This window comes from Paracoccus actinidiae (assembly GCF_030863885.1).
Taxonomy (GTDB): domain Bacteria; phylum Pseudomonadota; class Alphaproteobacteria; order Rhodobacterales; family Rhodobacteraceae; genus Paracoccus; species Paracoccus everestensis.
The window spans coordinates 1,180,635-1,200,776 of record NZ_CP132956.1 but is presented as its reverse complement, the minus strand read 5'-3'; the positions used below and the strand labels follow the sequence as shown (position 1 = coordinate 1,200,776).

Genomic DNA, 20,142 nt, shown 5'->3' with positions numbered 1-20,142 from the left:
TCTGGCAGCTTGCGCTGTGGCACGAAAAGGGACGGGCATGGCCGAGACGGGCGAGTGGTGGAAGAACACGGTCATCTATGGCGTGGACGTGGAACGCTTTTGCGACGGCAACGGCGACGGGATCGGCGATTTCACGGGGCTGACGGACAAGCTGGACCACCTCGCCCGGTTGGGCGTGACCTGCATCTGGCTGCTGCCCTTCCATCCCTCGACCAACCGCGACAACGGCTATGACATCACCGATTACCTGCAGGTCAATCCGCGATACGGCACCTTCGACGACTTCCTGGCCTTTGTGACCGGCGCCGGGGCCCGCGGCATCCGCGTGATCCTGGATTTGGTGGCGCAGCACACCTCGGACCGGCATCCGTAGTTCCTGTCGGCCCGCCACGATGCCCGACGAGGCCAACCTGGAACGGCTGGACCCGGACGCCTTCCGCGACACCATGGATGCCCTTGGCCCGGACGACGCCATGCGCATCTTCGGGCGCGGCCTGCGCCGCCGCCTGGCGCCGATGCTGGGGGACGACGGCCCGCGGCTGCGCCTGGCCTTCAGCCTGCTGTTCGCCATGCCTGGCGCCCCCCTGATCTGCTATGGCGACGAGATCGGGATGGCCGAGGATCTGTCGCAAAAGGGCCGCAACGCCGTGCGCAGCCCGATGCAATGGACCAAGGGCCGCAACGGCGGCTTTTCCACCGCCCCCAAGGCGCAATTGGCCCAAGCCCTGATGACGGGCGATTTCGGTCCCAACGCCGTGAATGCCGAAGACCAATGGGCGGATGATGGATCGCTGCTGAACTTGGTCGCGCGCCTGGCTGCGATCCGCCTGGCCCATCCCGGTATCGGCCGTCGCGAATGCCGCCCCATCGGCGATGCGCCGGACAGCGTGATCGCCCTGCGATATGCCGCCGCCGACCATGACCTTGTCGTGATCCACAACCTGTCGGCCAAGCCCGCGCCTCTGGATCTGGATCTGGGGGCATCGTGTCGGGGCGGGGGCGCGGTTCTTCTGGGCGATCCGCTGTCCACGGATGACGGGCATCTGAAAGTCACCCTGCCCGCTTATGATTTTCGCTGGTCCAAATGGCCGCGATAAGGCACTGTCATCCCCTTCGCAAAATCCCCGAAAGGATATTGTCATGACCGTTCATGCCGTTGGAACCCATGCCGCCGACCAGCCCCTTGGCCCGATGGAGATCACCCGCCGCGACGTGGGTGCCCATGACGTGGCGATCCAGATCGTCTTTTGCGGCATCTGCCATTCCGACCTGCACCAGGTGCGCAGCGAATGGGCAGGCACGTTGTATCCCTGCGTTCCGGGCCACGAGATCGTGGGCCGCGTGACCAAGGTCGGCGCCCATGTCACCAGCCACAAGCCGGGCGATCTGGTCGGCGTCGGCTGCATCGTGGACAGCTGCCAGGGTTGCCCCGACTGCGCCGAAGGGCTGGAGAATTACTGCGACGGCATGGTCGGCACCTATAACGGCCCGACCGCCGACGCGCCGGGCCATACGCTGGGCGGCTATTCCCAGGCGATCGTCGTCCATGAACGCTTCGTCCTGCGCATCACCCACCCTGAGGATCAGCTGGCCGCCGTGGCCCCGCTGCTGTGCGCGGGCATCACCACCTATTCGCCGCTGCGTCACTGGGGCGCGGGTCCGGGCAAGAAGGTCGGCATCGTCGGCATCGGGGGCTTGGGCCATATGGGCGTGAAGCTGGCGCACGCGATGGGCGCCCATGTAGTGGCCTTCACCACCTCGCCCGACAAGCGCGAGGCCGCCAAGGCCTTGGGCGCGGACGAAGTGATCGTGTCCAGGAATGCCGAGGAGATGGCGGCCCATGCGCAAAGCTTCGATTTCATCCTGAACACGGTCGCCGCGCCCCATGACCTGGACGCGTTCCTGGCGTTGCTGAAGCGCGACGGCACCATGACGCTGGTGGGCGCACCCGCGACGCCCCATCCCTCGCCCAATGTCTTCAACCTGATCATGCGCCGTCGCAGCCTTGCCGGCTCCCTGATCGGCGGCATCCCGGAAACCCAGGAAATGCTGGATTTCTGCGCCCAGCACGGCATCACCGCCGATATCGAGATGATCCGCGCCGATGAAATCGAACAGGCTTACGAACGGATGCTGAAGGGCGACGTGAAATACCGCTTTGTCATGGACATCGCCACGATGGCGTGAACCACGGCCCTGGCAGCCGGGGACAACCCCGGCTGTCAGGCATAATCCACCCAGACGCCGCCCGCATCCGCGGACCGGACGCAATGTTCCACCCAGCGGACCCCTTCGACCCCCGCCGCGACCCCGGGATAGCGCAGATGGGCCACGCGGGACGGATCGCCCTCCTCATGCGCCTCGATGGCTTGGGCAAAGCGCGAATGCAGGTTGGCCCATGCCTCGAACAGCCCTTCGGGATGGCCCGCGCCGATGCGGTCATCGCCCAGCGCCTGCGGGTGCAGATAAGGCATTCCCCGGTCCAGAAGGCGCGCGGGTTCACCCTGGATTTCCAGCCGCAACTGGTTGGGGTGTTCGTCCCACCACTCGACCGATCCCTTGGATCCGGTGATCCGCACCTTCTGGCTGTGCATCGCCCCGGCATTCACGGCCGATGTCCACAGCGTCCCCACCGCGCCCCCGTCATATTCCATCAGAACCGTCGCGTTATCCTCCAGCGGCGCGCGCGAGGCGACAAAGCTTTGCCGCGAACACAGCAGCCGCCGGATCCGCAGGTCGGGGCAGATCACCTGCGCGATATACAGCGGATGGGTGGCCAGATCCCCCAGGACATAGCTGGGACCGGCAAAGGCCGGATCGACGCGCCAGCGGGTGGCGGGGCTGTCCTGTTCCACCGGTGCGCTGTGAAAGCCGTGGGCGAATTGCAGGTTGACGATGCGGATCTTGCCTAGGGTGCCATCCGCGACCAGACGCGCCGCCTCCTCGATCATCTGGTGGCCGGAATAGCCATAGGTGACGCCCACGACCAGACCGCGTTCGGCGGCGATGGCCTGCAGGTCCAACGCCTCGGCCGTGGTGAAGGTCAGGGGCTTTTCGCAGATGACATGGATGCCCGCCAGCAATGCCGCCTTGGTGATCGGGTAATGGGTGTTGTTCGGCGTGGCGATGGTCACGCAGCGGATGCCGTCGGGGCGGGCGGCTTCGGCCGCGAACATCGCCTGGTAATCGGGATAGCAGCGATCCGGATCCAGCCCCAGGTCGGCCCCGAAGGCCCGACCCCGGCCGGGATCCAGGTCGAAGGCCCCGGCCACCAGATCGAAATAGCCGTCGCGCATCGCGGCCGACCGGTGGACATAGCCGATCTGGCTGCCCCTGCCGCCGCCGACCATGCCCCAGCGGATTGCATTCTTCGTCAGGCGGGTGCCATCGATCATCGGGTCGTCTCCTTGGTGGGGGCAAAGCCTATGGTTTCCAGATAGCGGCGGGATTTTGCGACATCGGCCAGCGATCCCCCGGCATTGCGGGGATCGCGTTCCTGCTCGACGGTGATGAAACCGGCATAGCCGCGCCGTTCCAGCAGCGACCGGATCGCGGGATAGTCGATGCAGCCGTCGCCGATGGGACACATCACGCCTTCAGCGCAGGCGTCGAAAAAGCGGATGCGGCGGGTCATCACATCCGCGAATTTCGTGGCATCGATATCCTTGAAGTGAATGTAGTCCAGCCGGTCCCAGTACCGGTCCAGCATCGCCACGGGATCCATCCCGGCATAGGCGGTGTGGCCGGTGTCCAGGCACAGCCCCGCCTCGGTGGCGGGGATGTCGGCACAGACCCGCGCGATCTCGTCCGCGAATTCGACATGGCCGCCCGCATGGGGGTGAATCACGGCGCGGACGCCGTATTCGTCCCGCGCGATCCGGGCGATGGCGCGGATATTGGCGATCATACCCGCCCAGGCGGCGTCGTGCAGCCGCATCGCGTGGTCCGAATGGCCCGCGGTGTAATCGCGCGCATCGTGCCCCCAGTCCATCACCGTCAGATAGGGTGCGGCGAACCGCTGGCCCGGCGCCGTGGGCGGTTTTGGAAGCGCCGTGATCACCGCACAGATTTGGTGCGCCTGACGTTCCAGCGCCTCGCGGTTCGCGGGATCCACGAGGTTGTCGAAGATGGTGCCCGCCACGACATACAGCCCATGCTGGCGCAAGGCATCCGATACCATCGGTGCGTCCAGCGGCATGTATCCGTATGGCCCCAGTTCCAGCCCGCCGTAACCTGCCGCGGCAGCCTCCTTCAGCACCAGACGCCAGTCGGGCAGGTTCGGGTTCGAGACATCGTCCACGCCCCAGCAACAGGGCGCTGTCGTGATGGTGATGGTCATGGCTTCCTCCAGTCCAGGCAGGATTAACCGGCAAGTGACGCAGGACGAAGATCGGCCTTGAGGGGATCCCCTCAATCGCTCATCGTCCTGCGGAAAAGGGAAGAACCATGGGAAAAGTGACGCTGGAAGACGTGGCGCAGGCGTCAGGGGTATCGCTGGCCACCGTGGACCGGGTGGTGAACCGCCGCGGCGGGGTGTCCGCAGACAAGGAGGCGGCAATCCTGTCGGCCGCCCGCCGCCTGGGCTTGGACCGCAGTCTGCGGGTCACGCCCACGGCTGCCAAGCGCATCGCGGTGCTGATTCAGCCGCCGTCCAATCCGTTCCATGCCCAGTTGCGCCAGGGCATCGAACAGGCCCGCGCCATTCATCGCGACCTGAACCTGCTGTTCCAGATCGAGCGGATCGACCCCGCGCAGCCTGACCGCATCGCCGCCCAGATCGCCCGTGCCGCCGCATGGGCGGACGGGATGATCCTGACCGTTCCCGCCGCCGCCCAGATCGTCGCGGCGATCGAGGCGCTGCCCCCGCGCATCCCGGTCGTGACCCTGGCCGACGACGTGCCCGCCCGTGACCGCGCGGCCTTTGTCGGTCCCGACGACCGCCAATCGGGCCGCGTCGCGGGCGACCTGATGGGATATCTGGTCGGACATGGCGGGGGTGAAACGCTCGTGCTGATCGGCCGCTTCGACATGCCCGGCCATGGCGCGCGCAGCGGCGGCTTCACGGACGTCTTGGCAGAACGCCATCCCGCCCTGCGCGTCGCCGATATCCTGGAAACGCACGAGGACAAGGGGACCGCAGCCGCCATGGCGCTGCGCGCGGCACGCACGAACCCCGACCTGTGCGGCATCTATCTGTGCACCACCGGCTGTTCGGAACTGGTCGCGGCGCTGGCGCCCATTCGACAGACCCGCCCCCTCGCCATCGTCACCCATGAACAGACCCCCGAACGCCGCCTGATGCTGAAGGCCCGCAAAGTGCAGGCGATCATCGACCAGAACCCCGTGCTGGAGGCCCGGCTGGCCGTGGAAACCATGGCCCGGCTGATCGGCCGGCTTGAGGGCGAGGCCTGTTCCATCGCGACCGAGATCCGGATCCTCATGCCCGAAAGCGTCTGAGGGTTTTCCCTCAACCCCGCGCTTGTCCCCTGCCCCGCCGTGACTAGCGTGGCGCCAAGGATGGAGGAAACATGGCTGACATCGGCTTTGGGGTCATCGGCGCGGGGTACATGGGCAAGGCCTATGCCATCGCGCTGTCGCAGGTTTCGACCGTATACGAGATGCCGGATCGCGCAATCAGGCGCGTCATCGCGACGGAATTCGGCTTTGAACGCGGCACAGGCGACTGGCGCGATCTGCTGGCGGCGGAAGACGTGCAGGCGGTCGCCATCGCCTCGCCCACCTTCCTGCACGCGGACATGGCCGTGGCGGCCCTGCAGGCGGGCAAGCACGTGATCTGCGAAAAGCCCCTGGGCCGCACCGCGCGCGAAGCCGCGCAGATGGCCAGGGTCGCGCAGGCCAGCGGTCGCGTCACCATGACCGGCTTCAATTATATCAAGAATCCCGCGACCCAGCTTGCCCGAGAGATCATCGAGACTGGAGAGATCGGCGAGGTCATCCATTTCGGCGCCACCCATGTCGAGGATTACCTGCTGGACCCGACGCTGCCCCATGACTGGCGGCAGGTCGCGGTCAATGTCGGGCGGGCCGGTGCGCTTGGCGACATCGCCAGCCATGCGATCAACCTGGCGCATTTCCTTGTCGGTCCAGTGGCCGAGGTGGTGGGCATGCGCCAGACGGTCTACGCGCAGCGCCCGGCGGGGGACGGGATGGCCGCCGTCGAAAACGACGACCAGGCCCAGTTCCTGATGCGCTTTGCATCCGGCGTGCCGGGCAGCATCACGGCCAGCCGCATCCATGCGGGACGCAAGATGGGCCTGACCTACGAGGTCGTGGGCACCAAAGGCACGGTGCGGTTCGATCAGGAACGGATGGCGGAACTGCAATTCTATGACGCCCGCGACCGCAAGGGGCGGCAAGGGTTCCGCACGATCTTGGCCGCGCCGGGTCATGGCGATTATGGCCGCTTCTGCATCGGCGCGGGCCATGGCTTCGGCTATAACGACATGATCGTGGTCGAAATGGCCGAATTCATCCGCGCCATCGTGCAAGGCACCCCGGCCTGGCCGGACTTTGCCGCCGCCGTCCATACCGCCGCCGTGGTCGATGCGGTGCTGGCATCCTGCGACACGGGCGGCTGGATCCACGTCAACACAATCGAATCGGCGGCCTGGGCATGACGCGCCTTGCCGTTTTCGGGGCGGGCCGCATCGGCGCCGTCCATGCGATGAACGCCACCGCCATTCCCGGTGTCGAGGTCGTCCATCTTGTCGATCCGGTCGCCGACTGCGACGCACTTGCCGCCCGGATCGGGGCACGGCGGTCGGATGCCCATGACGCGCTGTCCGACGACCTGGACGGCATCGTCATCTGTTCGTCCACCGACAGCCATGCGGAATTGCTGCTGGCGGCGGCCGAACGCGGGCTGGCGGTGTTCTGCGAAAAGCCGATCTCGCTCGACTGGCCGACGGTCGCGCGCGTGACCGCGGCCGTCGAGGCCTCGGGCATCCGCTGCATGCTGGGCTTTCAGCGCCGTTACGATCCGAACTTCCGCGCCGTGCGGGACCGCATCGCATCGGGCCAGTCGGGGCGGCTGGAACAGCTGGTGATGCACACCCGCGACCCCGGCCCGCCGCCTATCGTCTATGTCCGCCGTTCGGGCGGGATGCTGCGGGACCAGGCGATCCACGATTTCGACCAGGCGCGGTTCATGTGCGGCGAGGAGATCGCGACCGTCTATGCCGTCGGCAATTGCCAGATCGATCCCGCCATTGGCGAGGCGGGCGATATCGACACGCTGGCGGTGACGATGCTGACCGAATCCGGGCGCATGGTCACGATGACCAACAACCGCCGCGGCCCCCTTGGCTATGATCAGCGGCTCGAGGCGCATTGCGCGGCCGAGGTCCTGTTCATCGACAACCGCCCGCAGACGGATGTCCGCATTGCCGGGCCATCGGGCCAGATGACCGCGCCACCGATGGATTACTTCATTTCCCGGTTCGAGGCCGCCTATCGCGCCGAGATGCAAGCCTTTGCCGCATGGCTGCAGGGCGGCCCTGCACCGCTGGCGGGGATCCGCGACGGATACGAGGCGCAGCGTCTGGCCGAGGCCGCGATCGCCTCGATCGCGACGGGCCAGCCGGTCGATCTGCGGGGCGGCTGGCAGCCTTGACGGGCGGGGCGATGATGTGAAACCGTCAAGACCCTGACGGATCCCATCACCAGCCGGAAAGACAGCCGATGCGCCGCCCGACCATTGCCGACCTTGCGCGCGAGGCGGGCGTCAGCCTTGCCACGGCCGACCGGGTTCTGAACGGCCGCCTGAAGGTGCGCGAGGAAACCGCGCGCCGCGTGCAGGACGCCGCGCAGCGCATCGGCTATCACGGCGCCAATGCGATCCGGGCGCGGCTGATGGCGGAACTTCCCGAACTGCACGTCGCACTGATCCTGCAAAAGGAACGGCATCCGTTTTATCAGGACTTCGCGCGCGAATTTCAGGACCAGGCGGCGCAGATCACCTCGCACCGGGTGCGGGTGACGGTGCGGTTCGCGCAATCGACCCTGCCGGGGGAACTGGAACAATTGCTGGCGTCACTGGCCGGCAAGGTCGATGCGGTGGCAGCCACGGGGCTGGATCACCACAAGGTCACGGCGGCGGTCAGCGATTTGCGGGCACGCGGCATCCCCACCTTTTCCCTGCTGTCGGATTTTGCCCAAGGGGTGCGCGAAAGCTATGTCGGCACCAACAACATCAAGGTCGGCCGTTCGGCGGGCTGGCTGATTTCCAGGATCGCGCCCAAGCCCGGCAAGGTCGCGGTCTTCATCGGCGGGCACCGGTTTCACGGCCACGAACTGCGCGAAACCGGATTTCGCAGCTATTTCCGGGAATACGCCCCGGATTTCGAACTGCTGAACCCCCAGGTCAACCTGGAAACAAGGCAACTGACCCATGAGGCGGTGACCGAACTTCTGGAACGGCACAATGACATCGTCGGCATCTATTGCGCGGGCGGCGGGATGGAAGGCGCCATCGCCGCGCTGCGCGAGTCGCGAAAGCCGGGCGACGTGGTGCTGATCGTCAATGAACTGACGCCGGATTCGCGCGAGGCCTTGCAGGACCGCACCCTGTCCGTCGTCATCAGCACCCCCCTGCGCCAGGTCTGCGAGGAAACCCTCGCCCTGATGATCCAGGCGCGCGACCACGGGCTGACCGATAATCCGGGGCAGCGGTTCCTGCCCTTCCAGATCTGGACACCGGAAAGCCTGTAAGGCGCGTGATGTAAAGCCATCATTGCACCCGTCATTTTCCATCACGAATGATGGGTTTCGCCGCCACAGCATGATTGACCCACGCACGCCATTCCGTGATCTTTCCCCTGCGACGACCTGAGGAGAATCGTCGCCGCCTGCCAAAGACCCAAAGCCGCGCAACCCTGCACCCGCAGGGCTGGTCCCTTGCGGCCCGTCGTCTGGCACGAAGCAACGAACAAGGTGCCCAAGCGCACCATCAGTGGAGGAAGACCATGAAGCGACTGCTGACGGCGACCGCGATCTGCGGGCTGCTGGGAACGGCTGCCCAGGCCGAGAACATCGGGGTGTCCATGGCCCTGTTCGACGACAATTTCCTGACTGTCCTGCGCAACGGGATGGGGGACCACGCCGCCAGCCGGGACGGCGTGACCCTGCAGATCGAAGACGCGCAGAACGACGTGGGCAAGCAGCTGAACCAGATCCAGAACTTCGTGGCCTTGGGCGTGGACGCGATCATCGTGAACCCTGTCGATACAGATGCCACCGTCGCCATGTCCCAGGCCGCGGCCGACGCCGGGATTCCGCTGGTCTATGTGAACCGCGAGCCTGTGAACGTCGATGACCTGCCGGAAAACCAGGCCTTCGTGGCATCCGACGAAAAGGAATCCGGCACCCTGGAAACCCAGGAAATCTGCCGCCTTCTGAAAGAGGCCGGCAAGACCGAGGCCAAGGCCGTCGTCCTGATGGGCGAGTTGTCGAACCAGGCCGCGCGGATGCGCACCCAGGACATCAAGGACGTGATCGCCACGCCCGAATGCAGCTTCATCCAGATCGTCGAGGAGCAGACCGCGAACTGGTCGCGCACGCAAGCCGCCGACCTGATGACGAACTGGATCACCTCGGGGCTGGAATTCGACGCGGTGATTTCCAACAACGACGAAATGGCCATCGGCGCGATCCAGGCCATGAAATCGGCGGGCGTGTCGATGGATGACGTGATCGTCGGTGGTGTTGATGCGACGCAGGACGCGCTTGCCGCGATGGAGGCGGGCGACCTGGACGTGACCGTGTTCCAGAACGCGGCGGGCCAGGGCGAGGGTGCGGTGGATGCGGCCCTGAAGCTGGCGCGCGGGGAAGAGGTCGAGAACAAGGTCTATGTGCCCTTCGAACTGGTGACGCCCGCGAACCTGGCCGAATACCAGGCCCGGAACTGAGCCTTGACGCCGGGCGGTCCGCGCCCGGCGCCCTTCCCCAACCGGAGGACAGAGGATGGTCAGCCCAAGAACCGCAGCCGCCATCGACCGCGTTCACGCGGCAACCCAGCGCGAGGGTGTCTTGTCGATCAGCGGCATCCGCAAGGAATTCCCGGGCGTTCTTGCGCTGGACGACGTGCAGTTGCGCATCCGGCCCGGCACCGTCCATGCCCTGATGGGGGAAAACGGTGCGGGCAAGTCCACGCTGATGAAGATCATCGCCGGCGTCTATCAGCCCGACGCGGGCGAGATCCGTCTGCGGGGACAGGTGGTCGCGCTGAAATCGCCGCTGGATGCGCTGGAACAGGGGATCTCGATGATCCACCAGGAACTGGCGCTGATGAACTGGATGACGGTGGCGGAAAACATCTGGATCCGGCGCGAACCGAAGAACCGCTTCGGCCTGATCGACCATGCCGAAATGACCCGCATGACGGCCGATCTGTTCGCGCGGCTCAACATCGGGCTGGACCCCCGCGCGCAGGTCAGCGACCTGACCGTTGCGCAAAAGCAGATGGTCGAGATCGCCAAGGCGGTCAGCCACAATTCCGACGTGCTGATCATGGACGAACCGACATCCGCGTTGACCGAACGCGAGGTGGACCACCTGTTCGCCATCATCCGCGATCTGCGCGAACGCGGCATCGGCATCGTCTACATCACCCACAAGATGAACGAACTGTTCGAGATCGCCGACGAATTCACCGTCTTCCGCGACGGCAAGTATGTCGGCACCCACAACGCATCCGACGTGACGCGCGACGACATCATCCGCATGATGGTGGGCCGAGAGATCACCAACATGTTCCCCAAGGTCGATTGCCCCATCGGCGACACGATCCTCGAGGTTCGCAACCTGACGCTGCCCGGCGTCTTCCACGACGTGTCATTCACCCTGCGCCGGGGCGAGATCCTGGGCCTGGCGGGTCTGGTCGGATCCAAGCGGTCCAACGTGGCCGAGGCGCTGTTCGGCGTCCATCCGGCCGAGTCCGGCGAAATCCTGATCGACGGCAAGCCCGTGACCATCGCCACGCCCGCGCAGGCCATGGCCCATGGCATGGCCTTCCTGACCGAGGATCGCAAGGAAACCGGCTGCTTCCTGACGCTGGACTGCCTGGAAAACATCCAGTCCGCGCTGATCACCCGCAGCCATGTCAAGAACGGCTTCGTCCAGCAGCGCGAAGTGAACCGCCTGGCCGAGGACATGGCCCGCACCCTGCGCGTCAAGACCCCGAACCTTCAGGAAACGGTGGAAAACCTGTCGGGCGGCAACCAGCAGAAGCTGCTGATCGCCCGCTGGCTTCTGACGAAACCCCGGATCCTGATCCTGGACGAACCGACCCGCGGCATCGACGTGGGCGCGAAATCCGAAATCCACCGCCTGATCACGGAACTGGCAGCCCAGGGCGTGGCCGTGCTGATGATCTCCTCGGAACTGCCCGAGGTGCTGGGCATGTCCGACCGCATCATGGTCATGCACGAAGGCCATGTGTCCGGCTTCTTGGACCGCGCCGATGCGGATCAGGTCAAGATCATGTCGCTTGCGGCGAAGTAAGGGAACCATTCGCATGAGCAGCCAAGACATCACCGCCCGCGCCGCGCCCCGCACGCAGCGCCGCCTGCCGACCGAGGTCAACATCCTGCTGGTCCTGATCGGCATCGCCCTGGTCTTCGAGATCCTGGGCTGGATCTTCCAGGGACAATCGTTCCTGTTTTCCTGGAACCGGCTCAAGATCATGATCCTGCAGGTGTCCGTGATCGGCATCATCGCCGTGGGGGTGACGCAGGTCATCATCTCGGGCGGGATCGACCTGTCGTCGGGGTCCGTGGTGGGGGCGGTCGCCATGGTGGCGATGTCCTTTGCCCAGGTGTCCACCTATGCCCGCGCGGTTTATCCGGCGCTAACCGACCTGCCGATGATCGTGCCGCTGCTGATCGGGCTTGGTTGCGGGGCCGTCGTGGGCCTGATCAACGGCTGGCTGATCGCCTATACCAAGATCCCGCCCTTCATCGCCACGCTGGGCACCATGGTCACGGTGCGTGGCTTTGCCAAGTGGTACACCAAGGGCCAGCCGGTCAGCTTCCCGACCGAGGGCTTTGCCTGGATCGGGTCGGGCATGATGCCGGTGGTGATCTTCATCATCGTCGCGGCGATCTTCCATGTCGCGATGAAATACACCCGCTACGGCAAGTTCACCTATGCCATCGGCGCCAATGCCCAGGCCGCGCGCGTGTCGGGCATCGACGTGGAACGCCACCTGGTCAAGGTCTATGTCATCGCCGCGATGCTGGCGGCGCTGGCCGGGATGGTGGTCGCGGCGCGCGGCCAGACCGCGCAGGCGGGCATGGGCCTTGCCTATGAACTGGACGCCATCGCCATGGCGGTGATCGGGGGCGTGTCGCTGAACGGCGGGCGGGGATCCATCCTGGGCACGGCCATCGGCATGGTGATCTTCGGTGTCATCATCTCGGGCTTCACCTTCCTGCGGCTGGATGCCTACTACCAGGAGATGATCAAGGGCGCGATCGTCGTGGCCGCCGTGGTGGCCGATGTCCACCGCCAGCGCAAGCGCCGCAAGACCAGCTGAAACACCCCGCGCGTCCCGGCCATCGGGCCGCCCCCGGCGCCGGCCGGTTCCCCCTGCACACCCCAAACGACAGGATGCATCCCATGACCAGACTGCCCAGAAAGATTGCCGTCACCACCGCCCTTTGCCTGTCGCTTGCCGCCCCGGCGCTTGCCGAAACCCGGATCGGCGTCACCATGACATCATTCGACAACCCCTTCCTGACGATCCTGCTGAACGGCATCCGCGCCGAGGCCGAGCGCACCGAAGGCGTCACCCTGTCGGTCGAGGATGCGCAACTGGACGTGGCCAAGCAACTGAACCAGGTCCAGAACTTCGTCGCCAACGGCGTCGATGCGATCATCGTGAACGCGGTCGATGGCGACAGCACGGCGGCCATCACCGCCACGGCGACGGGGGCGGGCATTCCGCTGATCTATGTGAACCACCCGCCTGCGGAACTGGAAACCGGGATGCCCGAAGGCACCGGCTATGTCGGATCGCAGGAAACCGACGCGGGCCGCCTGGAAGCCGCGGCCGTCTGCAAGGCGCTGAAGGGCCGCGAGGATGCCAAGGCCGTGATCCTGATGGGCCCGCTGGAAAACCACGCCGCCCATGTGCGCACCCAGATGGTCGAGGAAGCCTTTGCCCAGCCCGACTGCCCTGTCGAGATCATCGAAAAGCAGGTCGCCAACTGGAACCGCGTGCAGGCGCAGGATCTGGTCACGTCCTGGCTGACGGCGAGCCTGGAATTCGATGCCATCGTCGCCAACAACGACGAAATGGCGATTGGCGCGGCGCAGGCCCTAGCGGCGACCACCGGCAAGGGCGACATCGTCATTGCCGGCATCGACGCCACCGCCGACGGGCTTGCTGCGATGGAGGCAGGGCAGATGGACGTGACCGTTTATCAGAACGCCACCGGCCAGGGCGAACAGGCGGTCCGCGCCGCCGTCGCCGCAGCAGGGGGCGAGAAGATCGAACCCGAACACTGGATCCCGTTCGAGCCGGTCACCCCCCAGAACATGGCCGATTACCAGAAGTAACCGGCCTTTGCCGGGCGGGGCGTCTCCTCCTCCCCGCCTCGCCCGGCCCCAACCCCCTGTCCGAGACGCCCGATGAAACACACGCTTGACCCGCACATGATCCGCCACCTGTCGCTGGAGGATACCGTCCGCAAGGTGGCCGAGCTTGGCTATGACCATGTGGAAATGTCGCCCCGGCCCGATTTCTTCTCGTGGTGGACCCGCCCGAAGCTTTACCCGGAGCGGATCGCCAGCTTCAAACGTGCGCTGCGCGACAATAACGTGGGCCTGGCCTCGATCCAGCCGATGTATCGCTGGGCCAGTCCCTATCCTGATGAATGGGACGTGGCGATCGACAACTGGAAGCGTGCCATCGAATGGGCCGTGGAATTGGAATGCCCGCTGTTCGTCAGCGAATTCGGCCGCGGCGGCAGCCCGGACCGCAGCCTGAACGACAGGTCCGGCCTGCACCGCCCCGAAACCTGCGAGGCCGCGTTCTTCCGTGCCATGGACGTGCTTGTCCCGATCCTGGAACGCGAGGGGATCAAGCTGTCGCTGGAGGCGCATCCCGAGGACTGGCTGGAGGAGATCGCCCCGGCTGTCGATATCATCAAGACCATCAACTCGCCCATGGTGCGCGCCTCCTTCATCGCTCCGCATACCTTCTTCTACGGTCCCGACATGGTGGCGAACCTGCGCGCGACCGAAGGGTATCTGGAACACGTCCGGCTGGCCGACACCTACGACCACACCAGGTCGTCGCAGCTGCGTTACATCGTCAATCCGCCGGGATCGAAGGTGCGCGTCCACCAGCACACCGATTTCGGCCAGGGCGAGATCGACTGGGACATCTTCTTCGCCACCCTTGCCGAGATGAAGTTCGACGGCGTGCTGTCGAACTGCGTCTTCGCCTGGGAGGACCGGGCCGAGGACAGCGCCCGCTTCATGCTGTCGGAAACCAAACGATACGTCGAACAATACTGGAAGTGAGATCCAACATGACCGTCAGGATTGGTGTCATCGGCACCGGAGCCATCGGCCGCGACCACGCGCGGCGCATCAACCAGGTGCTGTCGGGCGGCACCATCACCGCGCTGTCGGACGTGAACCGCGCATCCGCCGAAGCCGTGAAGGCCGACATCGCCCCGGACGCCACCGTCTTCGACACGGGCGAGGAACTGATTTCCAGCGACCAGGTGGATGCCGTGCTGGTCACGTCCTGGGGCGCGACGCATGAGCAATACGTGCTGGCCGCCATCGCCGCGGGCAAGCCCTGTTTCTGCGAAAAGCCGCTGGCCACGACCGCCGAAGGCGCCAAGCGCATCGTCGATGCCGAGGTCGCCCACGGCAAGCGGCTGGTGCAGGTCGGCTTCATGCGCCGCTATGACGAAGGCTACGCTGCGCTGAAAAAGGTGGTGGACGGCCAGATCGGCGCGCCGATCATGGTTCATGCCGCGCACAGGAACCCCACCGTGCCGGAAGCCTATACCACCCCCATGGCGATCCACGACACGCTGATCCACGAGATCGACGTGTTCCGCTGGCTGCTGGCCGACGATTATGTCTCGGCCCGCGTGACCTTCCCGCGGTCCTGCGCCCGCACCCATGCCAAGCTGCGCGACCCGCAGATCGTGACGCTGGTGACGGCCAAGGGCACGGTCATCGACACGGAAATCTTCGTGAACTGCCACTACGGCTATGACATCCAGTGCGAGGTCGTGGGCGAAGATGGCGTGGCCCGCCTGCCCGAACCCATGGCGATCCAGACACGCCTGAACGCCAGCCTGCAGAACCCGATCCTGACCGACTGGAAGGACCGCTTCGTCGCCTCCTATGACGTTGAACTGCAGGACTTCCTGAAGGCCGCAGCCCAAGGCACCGCATCCGGCCCGACATCCTGGGACGGCTACATGGCCGCCGTCGCGTCTGACGCTTGCGTCCAGGCGCAGGAGGCCGAGGGCGAGATGATCGCCATCACCTATCCCGACCGTCCCGCCCTTTACGCCCAAGGCTGACCCATGCGCTTTGCCCTGAACCACATCGCCGCCCCGACCCTGTCGCTACCCGACTTCTTCGCCACCGCCCGCGACCTTGGCGTGACCGAGGTGGAAATCCGCAACGACCTGCCCGATGTCCTGTCCCAATGGCGTCCCGAGGACGTGAAGGCCGAAGCCCAGAAAGCAGGCGTGACCATCGTTTCTATCAACGCGCTGTATCCCTTCAACGTCTGGGGGGGCGACCTGCCCGCGCGGGCCGAGGCGATGGCCGATTACGCCGCCGCCTGCGGGGCCAAGGCCCTGGTCATGTGCCCGCTGAACGACGGCACGCGGGTGGATTTCGACGGTCTGGTCGGCGCGCTGACCGCGATGAAGACGATCCTGGATACCCGCGGCCTGACCGGGCTGGTGGAACCGCTGGGCTTCCCCATCTCCTCCCTGCGGACCAAGGCCGAGGCGATCCGCGCCATCGAAGCCGCCGGGGGAACGGGCACCTACAAGCTGATGCACGACACCTTCCACCACCACTTGGCGGGGGAAACCGAGTTCTTCCCGGAATGGACCGGCCTTGTCCACATCTCGGGCGTGACCGACCCCGATGTGTCGGTGGCGGATATGCTGGACGCGCACCGGGTATTGGTGGACGGCCAGGACCGGCTGGAAAACCTGCCCCAGATCCGCGCCCTGCTGGACGCGGGCTATGACGGCGCCTTCAGCTTTGAACCCTTCGCCCCCGAAGTCCACCGGGCCGCCGATCCCAAAGACGCGCTGAAGACCAGCATGGCCTTTGTTTCCGCGCAGCTTTGATCCCAAGACAAGGACCGATCCCATGACCAAATCCCTTGACCTGATCACCATCGGCCGCGCGGGCGTCGATCTGTATGGCGCGCAGGTGGGCGGGCGGCTGGAGGACATGGGGTCGTTCCGCAAGTATATCGGGGGCAGTCCCACGAACATCGCCTGCGGGACGGCGCGGCTGGGGTTGCGGTCCGGGCTGATCACGCGGGTGGGCGACGAACACATGGGCCGCTTCATCCGCGAGCAACTGGTGCGCGAGGGCGTGGACGTGCGCGGCGTCAGGACCGACCCCGACCGGCTGACCGCCCTGGTGATCTTGGGCATCCGCGACCAAGAGCAGTTCCCGCTGATCTTCTATCGCAGCGACTGCGCCGACATGGCGCTGTGCGAGGATGACATCGACGAAGGGCTGATCGCGGACGCCCGCGCGGTGCTGGCGACCGGCACGCATCTGTCGCATCCGCGCACCGAGGCCGCCGTCATCAAGGCGTTGCGGCTGGCCCGCAAGCATGGCGCGCGGACGGCGCTCGACATCGACTATCGCCCGAACCTCTGGGGGCTTGCCGGGCACGACGCGGGCGAAAGCCGCTTCGTGGAAAGCGCGGCGGTGACGGCGCGGCTGCAATCGACGCTGCCCTTGTTCGACCTGATCGTGGGGACCGAGGAAGAGTTTCACATCGCGGGCGGGTCCACCGACACCGTTGCCGCATTGCGGGCGGTGCGGGCGATCACCCCGGCCACGCTGGTCTGCAAGCGCGGGGCAGCGGGTGCGGTGGCCTTTACCGGCGCCATTCCCGACACGCTTGATGAGGGCGAGGCAGGACCGGGCTTTCCCATCGAGGTCTTCAACGTCCTGGGCGCTGGGGACGGCTTCTTCTCCGGCCTGATGAAGGGCTGGCTGGACAGCGAGCCTTGGCCCAAGGCCCTGGAATACGCCAATGCCTGCGGGGCGCTTGCCGTCAGCCGCCACGGCTGCACGCCTGCCTATCCGTCGTTGGCCGAGTTGGAGTTCTTCCTGAAACGCGGCGTGATCCGGCCCGACCTGAGGAACGACCCGGAACTGGAACAGGTCCACTGGGCCACCAACCGGCAGCGGCGCACGGGCGGCGACTGGTCCACGATGCGGGTCTTTGCCTTCGACCACCGGATGCAATTGGAACAGATGCCCGGATACACGCCGGACAAGGGCGGCGCCTTCAAGGAACTGTGCCTGCAAGCCGCCTTACAGGTGCAAGCTGGCCGTTCGGGCTATGGTATCCTGTGTGACAACCGCATCGGGCGGGATGCGCTGCACGCGGCCTCGGGCACCGGGCTGTGGATCGGGCGGCCCGCCGAATGGCCGGGGTCGCGGCCGTTGGAACTGGAACCGGAACTGGGCCTCGACTGCGGCGGGCTGGAAGGCTGGGCGCGCGAGAACGTGGTCAAGGTGCTGTGCTTCTGCCATCCAACCGACGACGAAGCGACACGTGCAGGGCAAGAGGAAACAGTCAAGCGCCTGTTCCAGGCCGCGCGCCGCAACGACCTGGAATTCCTTCTGGAAATCATCCCGTCCAAGGTCGGCCCCGTGGACAATGAAACAAACGCCACCCTGATCCGGCAGTTCTATGCGGCAGGGGTGTATCCCGACTGGTGGAAGCTGGAGCCGATGACATCGTCCGTGGCCTGGCGCAAGGCCATCGCCGCGATCGAGGAGAACGATCCCAACACCCGCGGCATCGTGGTGCTTGGCCTCGACGCGCCCGAGGCGGAACTGGCCGACAGCTTTGCCGTTGCCGCAGCCTTCCCGCTGGTCAAGGGTTTCGCGGTCGGGCGCACGATCTTTGGCGCGGTCGCACGCGCCTGGCTGGACGGCGACCTGACCGACGGCGAGGCGGTCGAGGAAATGGCACGCCGCTATGGCCGGTTGTGCGGCATCTGGGACAAGGCGCGCGCAGGCGCGACCGGGAAATGAGGGACGACATGAACAGGATCCGACTGACGGCCGCGCAGGCCATGATGCGGTGGCTGTCGGTGCAGATGACCGAGGATAACGAGCGTTTCATCGAAGGCTGCTGGGCAATCTTCGGCCATGGCAATGTGGCGGGCATCGGCGAGGCGCTGCACGGCATCAGCGACGCCTTCCCAACCTGGCGCGGCCAGAATGAACAGACCATGGCCCATGCGGCCATCGCCTATGCCAAGGCCAAGGGGCGGCGGCGCGCCCATGCGGTCACCAGTTCCATCGGGCCGGGGGCCACCAACATGGTCACGGCGGCGGCGCTGGCCCATGTGAACCGCCTGCCGGTGCTGCTGATCGCGGGCGATGTCTTTGCCAGCCGCCGCCCCGACCCCGTGCTGCAACAGGTCGAGGATTTCGACGACGGCACGGTTTCCGCCAACGACTGTTTCCGCCCGGTGGTGCGTTACTTCGACCGCATCCAGCGGCCCGAACAGCTTCTGACCGCCCTGCCCCGCGCGCTGCGGGTGATGACCGATCCGGCGAATTGCGGCCCGGTCTGCCTGGCCTTCTGCCAGGACACACAGGCGGAAGCATACGATTGGCCCGAGGCGTTCTTCGAACCCCGCGTCTGGCGCATCCGCCGCCCGGAACCCGACGCGCAGGAACTCGCCGAGGTAACGGGCCTGATCCGCGCCGCAAAACGGCCCGCCATCGTCGCGGGGGGCGGCGTGATCTATTCGGGGGCCGAGGCCGCGCTGTCCGCGTTCGCCGCCCGCCACGGCATCCCTGTCGCGGAAACGCAGGCGGGCAAGTCGGCGCTGGCGCAATCCGACCCGATGAACTTCGGCGCATCCGGCGTAGACGGGTCGGCGGCAGCCAATGCGGTGCTGCGGGACGCGGATCTGGTGATCGGGGTCGGCACGCGGCTGCAGGATTTCACGACCGGATCGCGGACGATGTTCGCGCACGATGCGACGCTGGTGTCGATCAACGTGCAGCCCTATGACGCGGCCAAGCATGGTGCGGTGTCGCTGGTGGGTGATGCGCGCGTGGCGCTTGAAAGGCTGACGGCCTTGCTGGGCGATCACAAGGCGGCCTTCGATCCCGCGGCGCGCGCCGACTGGCTGGCCGCCGTCGATGCCCATTGCGCGGCGCCCGCGCCCGGCAACGACCTTCCCAACGACGCGCAGGTGATCGGCGCGGTCCAGCGCGCCGCGCCCGACGCCATCGCCATGTGTGCCGCCGGCACCATGCCCGGCGCGCTGAAGCTGTTGTGGCAGCCCGCGCAGGGCGGATACCACATGGAATACGGTTACAGCTGCATGGGCTACGAGATCGCGGGCGCCTTGGGTATCAAGCTGGCCTGCCCTGACCGCGAGGTGATCTGCTTCGTGGGCGACGGCAGCTACATGATGGCCAACAGCGAACTGGCCACGGCAGTGATGCGGCGCGTGCCCTTTACTGTCGTGCTGACCGACAACCGGGGCTATGGCTGCATCAACCGGCTGCAGCAGGTATCGGGCGGCGTTCCGTTCAACAACATGTATGTGGACTGCAACGTCGAGGACCAGCCCCGCATCGACTATGTGGCCCATGCGGGATCCATGGGCGCGCACGCGGTCAAGGCCGGCGGCATCGCCGATCTGGAAGCCCAGATCGCGGCCGCGCGCGGGCGCGACATCCCCACCGTGATCGTGATCGACACCACGGCCAAGGACGGGCCGGGCTTTGGCGATGCCGGCCACTGGTGGGACGTGGCCGTCCCCGAGGTCGGCAACACGGCCAAGCTGCGCGACGCCTACAAGACCTATCTGGAAAATGCCGCCCGCGCGCGGCTGGTGAACTGAGGAA

General features: G+C 66.1%; 18 protein-coding genes. 16 read left to right on the top strand and 2 right to left on the bottom strand.

What is annotated here, in order from left to right:
* The first annotated feature begins 37 nt into the window (after positions 1-37).
* The 3 genes from Q5701_RS06020 to Q5701_RS06010 are packed head-to-tail and all read left to right on the top strand — an operon-like array spanning position 38 to position 2,187.
* Positions 38-373 carry an alpha-amylase family glycosyl hydrolase gene (locus Q5701_RS06020; RefSeq protein WP_306754354.1) on the top strand — a complete coding sequence of 112 codons (336 nt, stop codon included), beginning with the start codon at positions 38-40 and terminating at the stop codon, positions 371-373.
* Between the two features lie 19 nt (positions 374-392).
* Positions 393-1,097 (top strand): alpha-amylase family glycosyl hydrolase, encoded by a 705-nt coding sequence (locus Q5701_RS06015; protein ID WP_306754353.1) that lies wholly within the window; start codon positions 393-395, stop codon positions 1,095-1,097.
* Between the two features lie 43 nt (positions 1,098-1,140).
* Positions 1,141-2,187, top strand: coding sequence for an NAD(P)-dependent alcohol dehydrogenase (locus Q5701_RS06010; RefSeq protein ID WP_306754351.1), 1,047 nt, complete (start codon positions 1,141-1,143; stop codon positions 2,185-2,187).
* Between the two features lie 35 nt (positions 2,188-2,222).
* On the opposite strand, the gene Q5701_RS06005 is transcribed toward Q5701_RS06010, so the two are convergent.
* Together Q5701_RS06005 and Q5701_RS06000 are read right to left on the bottom strand one after the other, a co-directional pair.
* Entirely contained in the window at positions 2,223-3,395 is a 1,173-nt protein-coding gene (locus Q5701_RS06005; RefSeq protein WP_306754349.1) for a Gfo/Idh/MocA family protein, read from the bottom strand.
* On the bottom strand, positions 3,392-4,339 hold the full coding sequence (locus tag Q5701_RS06000; RefSeq protein WP_306754348.1) for a TIM barrel protein: 948 nt from the start codon (positions 4,337-4,339) through the stop codon (positions 3,392-3,394). Before Q5701_RS06000 ends, Q5701_RS06005 begins: the two co-directional genes overlap by 4 nt.
* A 107-nt stretch (positions 4,340-4,446) precedes the next feature.
* On the opposite strand from Q5701_RS06000, the gene Q5701_RS05995 reads away from it, so the two are divergent.
* The 13 genes from Q5701_RS05995 (at position 4,447) to iolD (ending at position 20,138) form a co-directional block, all read left to right on the top strand.
* Positions 4,447-5,457, top strand: coding sequence for a LacI family DNA-binding transcriptional regulator (locus tag Q5701_RS05995; RefSeq protein ID WP_306754345.1), 1,011 nt, complete (start codon positions 4,447-4,449; stop codon positions 5,455-5,457).
* Between the two features lie 71 nt (positions 5,458-5,528).
* Entirely contained in the window at positions 5,529-6,638 is a 1,110-nt protein-coding gene (locus Q5701_RS05990; RefSeq protein ID WP_306754343.1) for a Gfo/Idh/MocA family protein, read from the top strand.
* Complete coding sequence (locus Q5701_RS05985) at positions 6,635-7,633, top strand: Gfo/Idh/MocA family protein (RefSeq protein ID WP_306754342.1); 999 nt, start codon at positions 6,635-6,637, stop codon at positions 7,631-7,633. The genes Q5701_RS05990 and Q5701_RS05985 overlap by 4 nt, the downstream gene beginning before the upstream one ends.
* A gap of 68 nt (positions 7,634-7,701) precedes the next feature.
* Complete coding sequence (locus Q5701_RS05980) at positions 7,702-8,730, top strand: LacI family DNA-binding transcriptional regulator (RefSeq protein WP_234854729.1); 1,029 nt, start codon at positions 7,702-7,704, stop codon at positions 8,728-8,730.
* 254 nt (positions 8,731-8,984) lie between these two features.
* On the top strand, positions 8,985-9,926 hold the full coding sequence (locus Q5701_RS05975) for a sugar ABC transporter substrate-binding protein (protein WP_306754340.1): 942 nt from the start codon (positions 8,985-8,987) through the stop codon (positions 9,924-9,926).
* Positions 9,927-9,981: 55 nt separating this feature from the next.
* Positions 9,982-11,520: a sugar ABC transporter ATP-binding protein gene (locus Q5701_RS05970; RefSeq protein WP_306754338.1), complete on the top strand. Its 1,539-nt coding sequence runs from the start codon at positions 9,982-9,984 to the stop codon at positions 11,518-11,520.
* Positions 11,521-11,533: 13 nt separating this feature from the next.
* On the top strand, positions 11,534-12,553 hold the full coding sequence (locus Q5701_RS05965; RefSeq protein WP_306754335.1) for an ABC transporter permease: 1,020 nt from the start codon (positions 11,534-11,536) through the stop codon (positions 12,551-12,553).
* Positions 12,554-12,636: 83 nt separating this feature from the next.
* Positions 12,637-13,578, top strand: a complete 942-nt coding sequence (locus tag Q5701_RS05960; RefSeq protein WP_306754334.1) for a substrate-binding domain-containing protein — start codon at positions 12,637-12,639, stop codon at positions 13,576-13,578.
* 96 nt (positions 13,579-13,674) lie between these two features.
* A complete protein-coding gene (locus Q5701_RS05955; protein WP_306754332.1) occupies positions 13,675-14,547 on the top strand; it encodes a sugar phosphate isomerase/epimerase family protein in 873 nt (290 codons plus the stop codon).
* A gap of 8 nt (positions 14,548-14,555) precedes the next feature.
* Positions 14,556-15,572 (top strand): Gfo/Idh/MocA family protein, encoded by a 1,017-nt coding sequence (locus Q5701_RS05950; protein WP_306754331.1) that lies wholly within the window; start codon positions 14,556-14,558, stop codon positions 15,570-15,572.
* A 3-nt stretch (positions 15,573-15,575) separates the two neighbouring features.
* The gene (locus Q5701_RS05945) at positions 15,576-16,361 is read left to right on the top strand and encodes a TIM barrel protein (RefSeq protein ID WP_306754329.1); all 786 of its coding nucleotides are present in this window, start codon (positions 15,576-15,578) and stop codon (positions 16,359-16,361) included.
* Between the two features lie 22 nt (positions 16,362-16,383).
* A complete protein-coding gene (locus Q5701_RS05940) occupies positions 16,384-18,303 on the top strand; it encodes a bifunctional 5-dehydro-2-deoxygluconokinase/5-dehydro-2-deoxyphosphogluconate aldolase (RefSeq protein ID WP_306754327.1) in 1,920 nt (639 codons plus the stop codon).
* Between the two features lie 8 nt (positions 18,304-18,311).
* Positions 18,312-20,138: a 3D-(3,5/4)-trihydroxycyclohexane-1,2-dione acylhydrolase (decyclizing) gene (iolD, locus tag Q5701_RS05935; protein WP_306754326.1), complete on the top strand. Its 1,827-nt coding sequence runs from the start codon at positions 18,312-18,314 to the stop codon at positions 20,136-20,138.
* Positions 20,139-20,142 lie beyond the last annotated feature (4 nt).